This window comes from Ferroglobus sp., assembly GCF_015521575.1.
In the GTDB taxonomy this organism is placed as follows: Archaea; Halobacteriota; Archaeoglobi; order Archaeoglobales; family Archaeoglobaceae; genus Ferroglobus.
In genome coordinates, this window is the sequence record NZ_WANY01000227.1 from 1 (window position 1) to 13,465 (window position 13,465).

Annotated in this window: 17 protein-coding genes and 2 pseudogenes; 6 read left to right on the forward strand and 13 right to left on the reverse strand. The window is 42.7% G+C overall.

Annotated features, from left to right (window positions below):
• Nucleotides 1–174: 174 nt before the first annotated feature.
• Complete coding sequence (cofC, locus tag F7C14_RS08985; RefSeq protein WP_290902037.1) at nt 175–777, reverse strand: 2-phospho-L-lactate guanylyltransferase; 603 nt, start codon at nt 775–777, stop codon at nt 175–177.
• 80 nt (nt 778–857) lie between these two features.
• Here cofC and F7C14_RS08990 point away from each other — a divergent pair, with 80 nt between their 5' ends.
• Genes F7C14_RS08990 through F7C14_RS09000 form a run of 3 tightly spaced genes read left to right on the forward strand, consistent with a single transcriptional unit; the run spans nt 858 to nt 2,603 of the window.
• Entirely contained in the window at nt 858–1,124 is a 267-nt protein-coding gene (locus F7C14_RS08990; protein ID WP_290902039.1) for a DUF5749 family beta-barrel protein, read from the forward strand.
• Entirely contained in the window at nt 1,105–1,467 is a 363-nt protein-coding gene (pth2, locus tag F7C14_RS08995) for a peptidyl-tRNA hydrolase Pth2 (RefSeq protein WP_290902041.1), read from the forward strand. Before F7C14_RS08990 ends, pth2 begins: the two co-directional genes overlap by 20 nt.
• Entirely contained in the window at nt 1,464–2,603 is a 1,140-nt protein-coding gene (locus F7C14_RS09000) for an MFS transporter (RefSeq protein WP_290902043.1), read from the forward strand. Before pth2 ends, F7C14_RS09000 begins: the two co-directional genes overlap by 4 nt.
• On the opposite strand, the gene F7C14_RS09005 is transcribed toward F7C14_RS09000, so the two are convergent.
• The 8 genes and pseudogenes from F7C14_RS09005 to F7C14_RS11130 form a co-directional block, all read right to left on the reverse strand.
• Nucleotides 2,586–3,587 carry a radical SAM protein gene (locus F7C14_RS09005; protein ID WP_290902046.1) on the reverse strand — a complete coding sequence of 334 codons (1,002 nt, stop codon included), beginning with the start codon at nt 3,585–3,587 and terminating at the stop codon, nt 2,586–2,588. The two genes, F7C14_RS09000 and F7C14_RS09005, sit on opposite strands and share 18 nt — an antisense overlap.
• Before the next feature lie 37 nt (nt 3,588–3,624).
• On the reverse strand, nt 3,625–4,827 hold the full coding sequence (locus tag F7C14_RS09010; protein WP_290902048.1) for a TldD/PmbA family protein: 1,203 nt from the start codon (nt 4,825–4,827) through the stop codon (nt 3,625–3,627).
• Nucleotides 4,828–6,105 (reverse strand): TldD/PmbA family protein, encoded by a 1,278-nt coding sequence (locus F7C14_RS09015; protein ID WP_290902050.1) that lies wholly within the window; start codon nt 6,103–6,105, stop codon nt 4,828–4,830.
• 21 nt (nt 6,106–6,126) lie between these two features.
• A complete protein-coding gene (locus F7C14_RS09020) occupies nt 6,127–6,681 on the reverse strand; it encodes a cytochrome c3 family protein (protein ID WP_290902053.1) in 555 nt (184 codons plus the stop codon).
• Between the two features lie 3 nt (nt 6,682–6,684).
• Nucleotides 6,685–7,269 (reverse strand): hypothetical protein, encoded by a 585-nt coding sequence (locus tag F7C14_RS09025; protein WP_290902056.1) that lies wholly within the window; start codon nt 7,267–7,269, stop codon nt 6,685–6,687.
• Nucleotides 7,270–7,367: 98 nt separating this feature from the next.
• A complete protein-coding gene (arcS, locus tag F7C14_RS09030) occupies nt 7,368–8,939 on the reverse strand; it encodes an archaeosine synthase subunit alpha (RefSeq protein WP_290902059.1) in 1,572 nt (523 codons plus the stop codon).
• Nucleotides 8,923–10,341: a tRNA guanosine(15) transglycosylase TgtA gene (gene tgtA / locus F7C14_RS09035; RefSeq protein ID WP_290902062.1), complete on the reverse strand. Its 1,419-nt coding sequence runs from the start codon at nt 10,339–10,341 to the stop codon at nt 8,923–8,925. Before tgtA ends, arcS begins: the two co-directional genes overlap by 17 nt.
• Nucleotides 10,342–10,745: 404 nt before the next feature.
• Nucleotides 10,746–10,874: pseudogene (locus tag F7C14_RS11130) on the reverse strand (hypothetical protein); the annotation flags it as partial.
• Between F7C14_RS11130 and F7C14_RS09040 the strand changes: the two are divergent.
• Nucleotides 10,822–11,064: pseudogene (locus tag F7C14_RS09040) on the forward strand (nucleotidyltransferase family protein); the annotation flags it as partial. The pseudogenes F7C14_RS11130 and F7C14_RS09040 sit on opposite strands and share 53 nt — an antisense overlap.
• Nucleotides 11,057–11,401, forward strand: a complete 345-nt coding sequence (locus F7C14_RS09045) for a DUF86 domain-containing protein (RefSeq protein ID WP_290902068.1) — start codon at nt 11,057–11,059, stop codon at nt 11,399–11,401. The pseudogene F7C14_RS09040 and the gene F7C14_RS09045, both read left to right, overlap by 8 nt.
• A gap of 501 nt (nt 11,402–11,902) precedes the next feature.
• On the opposite strand, the gene F7C14_RS09050 is transcribed toward F7C14_RS09045, so the two are convergent.
• Nucleotides 11,903–12,136, reverse strand: coding sequence for a NifU family protein (locus F7C14_RS09050; RefSeq protein WP_367114358.1), 234 nt, complete (start codon nt 12,134–12,136; stop codon nt 11,903–11,905).
• A 75-nt stretch (nt 12,137–12,211) separates the two neighbouring features.
• On the opposite strand from F7C14_RS09050, the gene F7C14_RS09055 reads away from it, so the two are divergent.
• The gene (locus tag F7C14_RS09055; RefSeq protein WP_290902071.1) at nt 12,212–12,730 is read left to right on the forward strand and encodes a flavin reductase family protein; all 519 of its coding nucleotides are present in this window, start codon (nt 12,212–12,214) and stop codon (nt 12,728–12,730) included.
• Between the two features lie 82 nt (nt 12,731–12,812).
• Here F7C14_RS09055 and F7C14_RS09060 read toward each other — a convergent pair whose 3' ends face one another.
• From F7C14_RS09060 to F7C14_RS09070, 3 genes are all read right to left on the reverse strand, one after another.
• Complete coding sequence (locus F7C14_RS09060) at nt 12,813–13,025, reverse strand: DUF131 domain-containing protein (RefSeq protein WP_290902073.1); 213 nt, start codon at nt 13,023–13,025, stop codon at nt 12,813–12,815.
• A 1-nt stretch (nt 13,026) separates the two neighbouring features.
• On the reverse strand, nt 13,027–13,239 hold the full coding sequence (locus tag F7C14_RS09065; protein ID WP_290902075.1) for a DUF131 domain-containing protein: 213 nt from the start codon (nt 13,237–13,239) through the stop codon (nt 13,027–13,029).
• A gap of 14 nt (nt 13,240–13,253) precedes the next feature.
• On the reverse strand, nt 13,254–13,465 hold a 212-nt coding region (locus F7C14_RS09070), incomplete at its 5' end, for a flavin reductase (protein ID WP_290902078.1).

Here is a 13,465-nt window from a genome sequence, read left to right on the forward strand (position 1 = left end):
CCTCTACACCTTCCCGTAACATTCTAACACCTCGATGAAAAGAGGATTGAAAGATGACAAAGTTGAGAGAAGCTAACACAAGAGCGCTACGACTTCGATAAAATACGTTCAACTTGTCAGAAAAAGAGACGTAAAGTCGGAGAGATTTATCAGAAAAGAAATCACGTAAGAAAATTACGATCTTTTCAGCTTCGGCTCTTTCTCAGAGAAGTCTACGTAAAACCCTATGCTCTCCAGATACTCGTAACTTCTCTTTCCTTTTCCGTGGAGCATTAACTCAAGTAGATCCGATTCGTCGTCGATGTCAATGCTTGCGTAGAATGAATCGAAAACACTCAAACTCAACCCGAGCCTTTCAGCTATTCTTATATGTTTCAAAAAGCTTCCATAGTGATAGGAGGTGTAAAATTCTCTGCTTCTTGATAAAAGCATGTTTGTTCCTCCTTTTCTTCCGGGAGCAATCACAACGTCTCCATCGGTATCTAAAAACCCTTTAACGATCTTTTTGTTTATTAAAGCGAGATCGGACATGATAAAAGCCGAATCTTCCTTTTTTATCCTTGAAGTCACTGCGGTGTCGAGATCTCTATCGTCAATTTCGTACTTTAACCCTCGAAGCCTGTCATCTCTCGATGAAGTCACGACTATTGCATCTTCGCAAGATTCGAGGACATCGAGCAAAAGCTGGAAAGCGAACTCCCTTCTCTCCTTCTCGCTCATAATTTTGGATAACCTCGACTTGGGGTTCGTCGGTTTGAAGGGGACGTAAATTTTCATCGCAGTCAAATTCTGCTTTCGAATAATAAACTTGCTGAAATTCCCGTAAAGAATTTATCTTTAAACTTTCAACAAATCACATGGACTTGATCTGCAGATTCGTGGTGAGAAATGGAGAAGTAATCGGAGAGAGCATAGATGTGCACAAAAACAGGCTTGTTATAAAAGTTAAGGACAAGTTTCTGGGAATCCCCCTTGAAGCGATAGAGAGAACCGAAGAAGACAAAATTTACGTGTCGGAGTTCAACGAGGAAGATGCAAAAAGATTTGGAGAAATATGGCTTGAGGAAAAATCCAAACCGGTTTCGCTGGAAGAGCTAAAGTCCTATGGTTTCGGAGGAGAGTGAATACAAGCAGGTTATAGTGGTGAGGGAAGACCTCAATCTTTCGAGGGGGAAGTTAGCCGTTCAGGTCGCTCACGCTTCTATTTTGGGATATGAAATTGTTGACGAAAAAACGAGGGAAAAGTGGAAGATGGAAGGACAAAAGAAGATAGTTCTTAAAGTAAAAAATCTTGAGGAGCTTATGAAGATTTTTGAGAAAGCTAAAAGCCTTGGATTGCCGGCTGCTTATGTGAAAGATGCTGGCTTAACGGAAATACCACCGGGAACGATTACGGCGGTTGTTATTGGTCCAGAGCAGAGCAAGAAAATAGATAAGGTTACTGGCAACCTTCCTTTGTTAAAATGATAGCTATTCTCCTCTCCCTCTTTTCAGTGATGCTCGGAGTGGGGATAATCTCCCCCCTCCTTCCCGTTATAGCTGAAAACTTGCAAGCAACAGGGATTTGGATCGGACTAATATTTGCTTCCTTTTCTATTTCCCGAGTTCTCTCGCTTCCTTTCTTCGGATACTTGGGTGATAAATTCAGCAGGAAAAAGATTTTCTCCACCGGACTGATTCTCTACACGATCATCGCAATCCTTTACGCATTTTCCCGAACAAAGGAAGAACTGCTTTTAGTAAGGATACTTCACGGGACGTCATCTGCGATGGTAATCCCGATTGCCATGGCTCAAGTTGCCTCAATTTCAAATAAAAACGAGTTGGGGAAAAATCTGGGAATAGTGAATTCATCGATCTTTCTTGGAATGGCTTTCGGTCCGCTAATAGGAGGCGTCTTCGCTGATAAATTCGGATACTCTTCAGCCTTTTTTGCGATGAGTGCATTTTCGGCTTTCAGCTTTTTGATAGCCCTGTTGAAGTTTCCCGAAGGTAATAGAGCGAAAAGAAAAGAAGAGAAGAGAATTATGATAACAAAAAGCGTGTTCACAGCAATTATCTACCGAATACTGAGTTCGATGGGTAGAGGAAGCGTCATGAGCTTCTTGCCGATTTACCTTTCAGCGATAGGAATGAGCCTAACGCAGATAGGGGCTGCTCTCTTCGCGAATTTAATTTCCTCTTCTTTGATTCAAATGAGATCCGGAATTTTAGCTGATAAATACGGATTCGTCAAGCCCGTGTGGTTCGGAAGTTTTATCGGAGCCGTTTCGCTGTTTTTGATAGTTAGGGCAGAAAACTACTTTGAAGTCCTTCTTCTCTCAACTCTTCTTGGTGTTTCAACGGCAATAACGCTTCCCGCTGTGAGCTCCCTTGTAGCCCATGAAGGAGTAAGGCAATCCTTAGAAGGGAGCTACATGGGTGTTCTGTCGGCTTCTAAAAGCATCGGGAGAGCGATCGGTCCAATACTCTCTGGGATCATTTACGATTTGGCTGGCGGAGGAGTAGTTGGAGTTAGAATAATCTTCGAAGTAGCAGCTCTGCTAACAATTTTAGCAGCTTTAATTTACAGAAGGGGTGTTGAGTTAGACGAGGTTATCTAAGTACGCTTCCGCTAATTCCTTCGCTCTTCTCATTTCTTCCCAGCTGAGCCTTCTTGATATCTCTTCAAATTCGTAAGCTCTGTAGGTGGGATAGTACTGGAACATTAGGTTGAATCTGACACTTCTTCCTAAATTTTCGGAAACCCACTTTACGATTTTAGCCGTGCAGCACTCTATGTGGTTTGGCATCACCAAGTGTCTTATCAGGAGCTCTCCAGTTTTCTTAGCATCCAAGAAGTTTCTTGTCACAACTTGGAAGTAGTTTCTGACGTTGGAGTATTTCTTAGCGCATTCGTCATTTCCGTATTTGAAGTCCCCAAGCCAAACGTCAACGACATCTTCGATTATCTTTCCGAGTTCCCAGGAATGGTACATGTTCGAGTTCCAAACGACGGGAATGTTCGACTTCACCTCTCTCAGGATTTTAAGAATGGTGTGGGAATGCTGATCGGGATTCCCTCCAACGAAATTAACGTTTCTGCTTCCCTGCCTTCTCCTTATGTCGATCATAACCGCCAATTCCTTTGGATCGACTTTGTAGTCGTCATCGTAGACTATATCGTAGTTCTGACAGAAAACGCACGAAAACGTGCAACGGTTGAAGAAAATCGTGTGAGAAGGAACAAGTTCTGGCTCTTCTCCAAAGTGAAGAAATTCGCTGCTGTAGTAGCTTTCAACTCCAGTTTTGCAGTATCCGAGCTTCTCGTATCTGTTGACTCCGCACCTCCTCTCGCAGAAGTTGCAGTTTTTTAGCATCTCCATCAGCAGATCTATTTTTAAATCAAGAAAAGAGTACTCTGGAGGTTCCTTGTCCAGAATCCTTAAGTTCTCTCCTTCCTCCTCCAAAAACTTTTGAAACTCCTTCTTGTATTTTTCGTGGGTCTTGAAATCTCCCTCTTCAGCTTCAAGCCTTTTTACCAGCTGAAACTTGGCCACAGCTTTATTCCTGTTTATCGCTTCATACCTTTCCAACCCTCTTACCACACTTAGAAATTCCACGAAAAGGTTTTATCCTTTTCGATCAGGCTTTTATTTCCACATTTTCGACAAGCACATCTCCGCAAATCGTGTTTTCAACCTGCCTAACGTTTTTACTCATGCAGGAAACCTTCTTTAGGAATTCGAAAACGTTCCCGTAGAGCATAGCCCCTCTAACAGGCTCTCCATTCTGGTAAGCGTTCATGCACTCTAAACTGAAGTCACCGCTAACTGGATTGGCTGTGTGCGCTCCTATGAAGGAGTGAACGTAAAAATCTGCGTCGAAACTACCCTTTTCGATTTCAACAACGATGTTCGAGGGATGAATTTTCGGCAAAGAATCGAAATCTTCCCTGAAAGCGTTGCCCGCCTTTTCCCCAAGAATCCTCGAATGTTTGAAGTCGCACAAAAATCCTTTGAGAACACCCTCTTCAAGGAGTATCTTTCTTTCAGCCTTAACACCCTCATCGTCAAAAGAATAGGAAAACACTTTCCCCTCAAGCGTTGGATCGTCGTAGATCGTTAATCCCTCAATAATAGTCTCCCCCTTTCTTCCGTTTAGAACGCTTCTGCCTTTTACGACATTTTCCCCGTTAAAGGAAGGGTAGAAGGAGAAGTATAGTAGCTGATGAAATGCTAAAGGAGATAGTACTACATCGCAGACTCTCCTCTCGGCTTTTTTAGCTTTCGAATCGTCTATTGCCAGAGAACAAACCTTTTCTGTTAATCTTTCAAGATTTAGGTCTGCTTTTCTGCTTGCATCGAATTCGTAAGCGCTTCCTTTGTCGTGGACAGCTTCGAGCATAACGGCGAAAAACGTTGCTTTTTCTGAAACTTCTCCCGTGTCATTCCAAACTCTTCTCTCAAGGGTTTCGATTTCAACTATTCCGCTCGCTATTTCGCAGCTTCTCTCAGCTTCTATCGTTTCAAAGGACTCCTTCAGAACCTCCAAGGGGTTTTCCTCAAGCTTTTTATCGTACAATCCCCCAACCCTTCTTTTTCCGACGGAAGGAAAGCTGTCAAGCTCGTCTTCAGATATCCTAACGAGTTTTTCGAGCTTTTCAACTAAAGACTTATCCAGACTTGTTGCCGATGAAAAAGCAAGCTTACCGTCTTTTATGACCCTCACTCCGTAACCCTTCTCAAACTCCTCGGAAACGTTCTTTATCCTGCTTTTCTCGATGGAAATTGAGTAGTACTTGCTTCTCACTTCGTAAACTTCAAAGGCGTCGAAGGCTTCGAACATTTACTCTCCTCCCACGAATGCTTCTACAAGAGTGTAAGGACCTCCATCCGCTACAGGAACCAACTGACCGGCTTTTCCGCAAAATCCCGGATCAAAAGACAAATCTTTGGAAACTTTAACATTTCTCAGCGTTTCGAGGGTTTTTCCGCTGAGAGAAACATCTCTTATCATTTCTTCAATTTCCCCCTTCCTCACGATGTAACCGTATTTTGTGTTGAAGTGGAAGTAGCCGGTAGCTGGGTTAGTCTCTCCTCCCCTCGATCCGAAGAGAATGACTCCCTCTTTAACCTCCTCAAGAAGCTCCTCAAGAGTGTAATCTCCGGGAGAGAGGAATGTGTTGCTCATTCTGACTATAGGAAAATCGAGAGAATCGCTTCTCCCGTTTCCAGCTTTTCCACCGAGTTTTTTCGCAGTTTCTCTCGAATGCAAATAGCTCTTTAACACACCCCCCTCAACTATGGTTTTTCTCTCCGCTTTAAAGCCCTCATCGTCGAAGGGAAAAAAGCCGAACTCCTCCAAAGTTGGATCGTCGTAGATCGTAACACTCTCATCTGCAACTTTTTCTCCCAATTTCCCGGCAAGAACGCTCGCATTCTGCAAAACGTGGTCAGCCTCTACAGCATGACCAAAAGCTTCGTGAACAAAAACACCCGTTAAAGAGGGATCCATAACGACCTTCATTTTTCCAGATGGGGGAGTTTTTGCTTTCGTTAACTTTAAAACGGTCTCAACAACGTTTTCGGCAACATCATACGCTTTATCGACAACTTCAAACCCGCCGACCTTCATCAACCTCTCTCCGTAGAATTGGAGAGTTTCTCCTTTAGCGTAAGCTTGAATGATTATTCCACACCTTGGCACTTCGTAACTCACTTCTCCTCCGGAGGAGTTCCTGATGCGGACATTTCTAAAAACTTCTAAGTACGTGAGTTTCCTGCTTACGATTCCCTCCTTTCTCAGAATTTTGTCAATTTCTCTCAAAAACTCGACCTTTTCTTCAACGCTTATATCTTCAAGTTTCTTTTTCTGCTTGAAAACGAAGCTTCCTTCGAAGGGTGTGCTGTCGACTTCTGAATCAGCCTCGAAAATTGCCAATTTTTCGGCTCTTTTCAAACCCTCTTCATCCCTCAAATTCCCTACAAAGTATCCCCAAAAGCCATTTTTTAAAACCCTAAAAGATTTTCCACAATATTCCGAATACTTTGCATTTTCAACTTTTCCGTTTTCGAGGCTTACTTGAAAGCTCTTAGCTTCCAATTCCCTTATTTCGTAGTACATGCTCGATCAAAAAAATAAAAATTAGTTCTTAGGAGGAATCGGGGGAATTTCGTAGGGGAATACTTTTTTCTCCAAGTGTATTCTCAGGTAATCCTCCCCATGACAGTCTTCGCAGAGAACGTTTCTTGCTCTATGAATGTCCACGAGATTTCTCCCCGGCTTAAAAGGGTCACTTCCGTGGCAGTTTAAGCACTCCCACTCGCTCTTACCTATTTCCTTATGACATACTTTACAATCAGCCTGAGTTACGTGCTTCTCGTGGAGCTTCTCAAGTAAAAATTCTTTGCTTTCGTTCAAATACTCTTTTAAGTGGCAGGAGATGCAGTAATCAGCATTTTTGTGTCCTTCCACTTCGTAAGCTTGGGGAACATACTGTCTCTTCGGATTGTTGTGGCAGTTCTCACATTCGGACCTTGGGAGTTGTTGCATTTCTGTCGGAGTTTTCTCGGGTTTTGGGGTTTCTGCTGGAAGTGGAGTTTCGACTGTTTTTTTTGGAACTACCTTCTCTTTAGGTGCCTCTCCCGCGCAAAGAAGTAGGAGGGAGGTTAAAAAAATTGCTATAAAGAGCTTTTTCATACTTCACTGCTCTACGAACTTGTCGGCAGCTTTGTGTATTCCCGCAATGTCCGTTCCGTGGCATACTGTACAGTACTTTCCTCTTGGTAAGTGGATGTTAACCAAGTTGCCGTAGCTTGGCTTTACGGCATCTGGATATGCGTGGCAGTTTTCACAGACCGTCCTTCCTTCCTCAATTGGCTTAGGAACGACGAGCTTTGGAGGAGTTCCGTGGCAGACTTTACAGTCGAGCTCTATCGTTCCCGGTCCAACGTGGATCTTGTGTGGATCCCATCCGTGACAGTTGCCACAGAGCTGTCCTCCACCAACGTGAGGCTTGTAATCAACGGACTTTGTATGACAGACCGTACATTCAACCACCGGAGATTTAGCCTCAACCTTCTTCGGAGTCGGTTTCGGAGTGGGTTTAGCTTTTGGAGTTTCCTTCTTTTCTGGCGTTTTTTCGGGAACTGGTGTCTTCTTCTCTTCAACTTTCTTTGGAGTCTCTTTCTTTTCGACTGGTGTTGGTGTTGGTTTCACCTTCTCCTCTGCACAGCCAGCAACTAAAACAGCGAGAATAACTAAAGTAACTGCTATCCACTTTTTCATGGCTATCCCCTTTTATTCGAAGAATGAACGATCTATATTAAGCTTTCTATAATCAAAAGAGTTCAGCAGCAAACTTTAAAGCGAAATATCTCGTAAATTCAATCTTTCCGTTCGAACTTCCTTCTGACCACTGCTGCCACTCCCTGCTCGCAAATTTCCATTTCTTTCCCGCTCATAACAGCTTGAGCAACTCCAATAATTCTGCTGTTGTAAAAAACAACGATATCGTTCGGACGTATCCTTTCGTCAGCCTCTAAAACTCCGGCAGCGAAGATCGTCCCTTTCGGATCGAATTCGTCGATCTTAATCGTGTATACTTCTTTCTCAAAAAGCTGATAAGCGAACTCTTCGTATATGTCGAGCATTCCGTAGTTTGTGTCCACCCTTCCAGCCAGCCCTCTTCCGAAGAACCTGAGCTCTGGATACTTTCCTCTTGCTTTACCCTCAAACTCCACTCCGAATTGGTATAGGGACATGTGTCTCAGAATTTCTGAGTACAGATCGAAGTCGATCTTTTCTTCGCTTTCGAGCTTTTTCTTGAGTTCGTTCAAATCGTCGACGAACTCTATTTCAACTCCGGAAATTTTTTGAGCTTTTTCAGCAACTTTTCTGTAGCCTCCGTGGAGGTAAGCGTAAATTTTCTCGAAATTTTCAAGGAGAGGCGAGAGTTTTTCAGCGACAAAGTTTATCTCGAAATCGCTCCACTCTCCAGTCGTTGGCGTGTCGTAAGCCACTATTGGGTATATCAACTCGAACTCCCTCGGAGCTACGAAAGGGGAGGAGATTATTATCTCGTTGACACCTTTCAAAGTCCTCCCGAGCTTATTTTTTATCATCCTGTGGGACTTTGAGAGCGAATAGGGTTTTCTTGCACTGCAGGGGAGGAGGAGGGCGATCTTAGACTTGGGCGAGTAAACCTTCCTCATTCTTTCGAAGTATCTCGTAACTTCCACCCTTCTGTAAGAAGAGTCGGTGGTTGGATAAAGTTCGGATTTCCTGAAAACTGGAGTGTATTTTTCGAAAGCCTCATAGTTTTTATCGGCGTACCTCAAAAGAACCTCGGCTTCGGGAACAATCTTTGACCTCGCCTCAACAACATCCCTTATCTCCTCGGAGAATATCAGATTCCTCGATAGCTCGACTTCTCTCCTTAATACTTCCGTGTTGTGGTTCGCTAAGAACTCATACCTTTCGAACTTGTTGAGTTCTTTGAAGTTTCCCACTTCTTCGCAGAATTTACAGCTGCATGGGAGACTTTTCAGACTTTCGAGCCTGAAGTTTCTTTCCGGAGTGAAGTATACTCCGTCGTAAGCCATTCTCAAAGCTAAAAGATTATCGAGAAAATCTGCACCGAGGTAAACGTAAATTAACGCGTTTTGTGGTGTTGCAACGCCGGAAATATAGAGAGGAGACAAATTGGAGGATCTAAAGGAAACTATTTTTTCAACCTTTTCCTTCTCACTTAAACCCTCAAGAACGAGAATTTTTATCTCTTTCTCAAACTTGTAGACCTCGTAAAGCTCTCTGTCGATTTTTTCAAGAAATTCTGGAGCTTTTACTTCAACTTCCAAGTTCGTATCTTCCCTCAAATCGATTAAAGCTGGGGTTTTTATTCCCTTATACTCTCCAGCTCTCGAGAATCCATCCCTTTTTTCAAGTCTGAACGTCATCCAAAAACTTCCTCCACTTCTCGTCGATAATAAGGCTGACTTTCTTATCCTTGTGCTTTTCGAGGAACATCTTCAAACCTCTTACGGCAGTTTTGTACGCTTCTTCGTCGAGATCCTCTGGAATTTCCGCATGTCCGGCGGGATAGCTTTCCATGAGTTCAGCTGGGACAACTCCGAAGGGGGGCTTTAAGTAGAAGTCGGCTTTTACGCTATAATCCGAGGAAATGATAATTTCCTTCTTGTCCGTCTTCACTCTTAGAACTCTCTCCTGATGCCTTCTCACAGCAGGTCTCAGGCAGCTCTCTGTTCCGAGGTAGAAGAAGACCTTCTTGGCAAAGGGGTCGTACTTTTCCACAAGGTCGTAGTAATCTCTGATAGCCCTCCAAGCTTGAATTAGGTATGGATGTGCTCTTATCCTTCTTTCAACGAGCTCAAAAAGCTCATTGTTCTTTATAGCCTGTTTAACCCTCCTAATCTCTTCAAAACTAACGTAGAGGTTATGCTTTCCAAGTAAAATCTCCCGCTCACTCTTTTCAATTCTTCTCATTTCCTCTGGCGTGTATTCTAAGCAAACCGGACACGAGCACGGAAAGTAATTCATCTCGGAAAGCTTCTCCGTTCCGTAGGGTGTTAAATAGCGATCATCTTTTGCGAATAAAGCGTAAGCGGCGGAATCAAAAAGATCACAGCCTAAGGCAACAAACAAAGCGAACACCATAGGGTGTCCAGCTCCGAATAAATGTACAGGCTTATCTGGAGGGAGCTTGGTTTTTGCTGAAAGCACAGCTCTTGCAACGTCTTCGAATCTATACATGTCCATTAAAGGAACAACTCCGCCTATCGGATAAACATCCCCTCCAATCTTGGCAGCTTCCTCAGCGGATTTTTTTCTCAAATCCCAATGGGTGGAGCCTTGGATGGGAAGAGCCAAAAGCCCTTCCCCGGAGTAGATTTCCACAGCTTCCTTTTCTCGCTTTATTGTCTCCTCAAGATCTTTTAAAGCTGTGGAGTAATCGGCATCCGGGGGAGTTGGGATGTCTAAGGGCACCACAATGTCGCTCTTAATCTTTTCCTGAAATTTTACGATTTCCTCGTTGTTAACTTCAATTTCTCCGTACATCAGCAGCTGATAGCTTCCGCTGTCAGTCATCACAGGCAAGTCCGTATCGAGAAGAGCGTGCACTCCGATTTTTTCAGCTTTCTCTCTTAGATTTTCGGTTCTGTAAATTATATAGGAGTTCGTTATTAAAATTTCCGCTCCCATTCTTTTCAGCTCTTTTGGAGGAATAAAATCAATGTTTGGGTTTATCACCGGCATCAAAGCTGGAGTTTCCACGACGCCGTGAGGGGTTTTTAGCTTCCCTATTCTTCCCATTGCATCCTTGTCCGTAACTTCGAACATCAGCTGAACTTAAAAAGAAGGGTATAATAAATTTGGGGTACGCATCTTTCGACTTAGCTTTGTGATGTAAACGAATCCTCGTTAAGCACGATCGCTGACAACTCTTTTAAAAGCAGCAGGAAAACCTCGGATGCAATGTGGCTTTGCTACTTTCCAAACTATTCTATAACCTCCCAAAACGCTCGGTAATCTGAGTAAAATGCTGAAAGTGCTTTTAGTGCACTTCGCCTTCAAAATTGGAACCATGGCTTCGTCTCCTTTTCCAGTTAGATCATAACTAAAGATAACAAAGCCGACGATTGTTGTTCCTTGGCAGTTTTAGTTTCGGTATAATTGCTTATTAGACTTATTAGAGTTAGTCAATCCGCAGTAATCCTCCACTAAAAACACGCAAAATAAATAAGCTATCCTGAGAAGTTAAAGAATATGAAAACGCTTGAAGAGATTAAGAGAATATTAGCGGAACATAAAGAAGAACTTAGAAAGTTGTTTGGAGTTAAAGAGATAGGGATTTTTGGCTCGTATGTAAGAAATGAACAAACAGAGTTAAGCGATGTTGACATCTTGGTCGATTTCGAAAGGGAGATTGGGTGGGAGATTGTCGATCTTAGAGATTATCTTGAAAAATTGCTTAATGTGAAGGTAGATTTGGTTTCAAAAAAAGGAATTGTTAGAAAGCCACTATTGTGGAAGCATGTTAAAGAGGAGATAATTTATGTCTAAAAGGGACGCTAAGTTGTTTCTATACGATATTTTAGAAAGCGTTGAAAAGATTGAAAAGTATACGAGGGATTTAAGCTTTGATGAATTCGTCGAAAATGAGTTGATAGTTGATGCTGTGATTAGAAACCTCGAAATAATTGGTGAAGCCGTAAAGAATATTCCCGAAGAAGTTCGTTCCAAGTATCCAGAAATTCCGTGGAAAAGAATTGCCGGTTTTAGAGATGTAGTAATTCATCATTACTTTGGCATCGATCTAAACATCGTTTGGACAGTTATTAAAAAACATTTGAAAGAATTAAAACCGAAAATAGAGAAAATCCTTGGAGAATTGGGGTAGTACCTTTTGATTAATTATTTAGCATAGCTTTAGCTATTTTCAGCGTTACGTTAGCTTCGATCCATGCAGCGATTAAGATTAAGATTATCGAGATTAGAACCAGTGTTAGATCGTCTTTGATGGATTTTTTGTTAAGATCTACTCTTTTCTACATTGTCGGAACTTCGAAAGAGTTAGCTTATTCAAATCTGATAAACAAACTTGGGCAGTGACGATTTGTAGCTTAGCAATCTGGACTTTCACAATTAAACTCGCAAAGAAAATCGAAACTAAAAAGCTTTCATTTCAGCTTCGATCTCTGTCGTGCTGTTCGGAATTTACCAAGTTCGGTCGGTACTAAAGCTTCTGTAAACTTCAGGACTAAAAATTGACCGGGCAGAAAGATATTAAATTGTCGAAGAATAGCTAAGCAGTATGACTTCTGAAAACGAAGGCTATTTCAAAATCTACGTTTACGAATTTTAAGTGTTATCAGTTTAAATGAAGCAACAATGATTCACGTCAAACCGGTGTGACCTTCTTAACTTCTGGTATTCTCGATTTTAAGTGTTGCTCGACAAACATCGTGAGTGTTATCTGCGACATAGGGCAGCCGTAGCAGGAGCCGAGAAGCTTTACTTTAACCTCTCCGTTTTCTTCATCCACGTCCACGACGGCTATGTTCCCTCCGTCTCTTATCAAAGCCGGTCTTATTTCCTTCTCAATTACTTCTTCAACCTTCTCCTTCAATCCCATGTAACTCCGTTAATTTCTTCGGGTATAAAAGCCTTCTCGAAAGATTATTATTCAAAGCTTTGGAAAATATAGAATATGCTGAGCTTCTTGTATCCGATGAGGACTTTTATAATCGTCGCCGGAACTATCGAGAGACCAAATCCGATGACCGCGGACTGGGTTACTCCTCTCAGCTTTTCACCACCGCTAGCTGGAGTGGCGATAGGAAAAACAAGATACACGAGAAAACTCGTTGAGGAGCAAAAGGAGTTCGTTATTGCCGTTCCGACTGTGGAATTGCTGAAGGATGTATGGATTGCCGGAACAACAAGCGGAGCAAGAGAAAACAAAGCTGAAAAGATGAGCGTGACTTTCATTCCATCTCAAAAAGTTAGTGCACCATCTATTAAGGAGTGCGCTGCCAACATAGAGTGCAAGGTCGTGAAAGAAGTGGAAACTGGCGACCATATATTCTTCGTTGGAGAGATCGTGAACGTCACCTACGGAGATGCCTTCAAAAATAGAGAGCCGGACGTGAAGAATTTCAAATTCCTCATGCACGCAAAGTCTGGAGCTTACTTCACCTACCAGAGCGACGAAATTATTAAACCTTAGCCTTATTTTTTGTTATGAATCCTGTAAAGGTTTTCTCCGGAATCGCACTTATCTTTCTTGGACTGACTCTCCTCATCATATCTCAAGCGGAAAAAGCGGAAGTGGAGTACGGAGGAGTGGTAATAATCGGACCTATGAGGACTACTCCTCCGGCTTCTACTTTCCTTCTTTCTCTATCCTCGAACTCTTCCTCTCTATATGTATGCTCCGGAATCTCTTCAATTCTTTCGGTAAGTCCTTTGACGAGCAAAAAAATTCCAATTGCGATTAGCAGAATAGCCAAGTATTCGAGCATGTCACCACCTCAGAGTGAAGAGGATGAGAAGAAATGCTGCAAGCAGAACCACAAGAGCGATTATAGAAACCGACGAACCGAAAACTATGGGAATCGGTCCGATTATAACCACTCCTCCGTACTCCACTTCCGCTTTTTCCGCTTGAGATATGATGAGGAGAGTTAGTCCGAGAAAGATAAGTGCGATTCCGGAGAAAACCTTTACAGGATTCATAACAAAAAACAAGGCTAAGGTTTAATAATTTCGTCGCTCTGGTAGGTGAAGTAAGCTCCAGACTTTGCGTGCATGAGGAATTTGAAATTCTTCACGTCTGGCTCTCTATTTTTGAAGGCATCTCCGTAGGTGACGTTCACGATCTCTCCAACGAAAAATATGTGGTCGCCAGTTTCCACTTCTTTCACGACCTTGCACTCTATGTTGGCAGCGCACTCCTTAATAG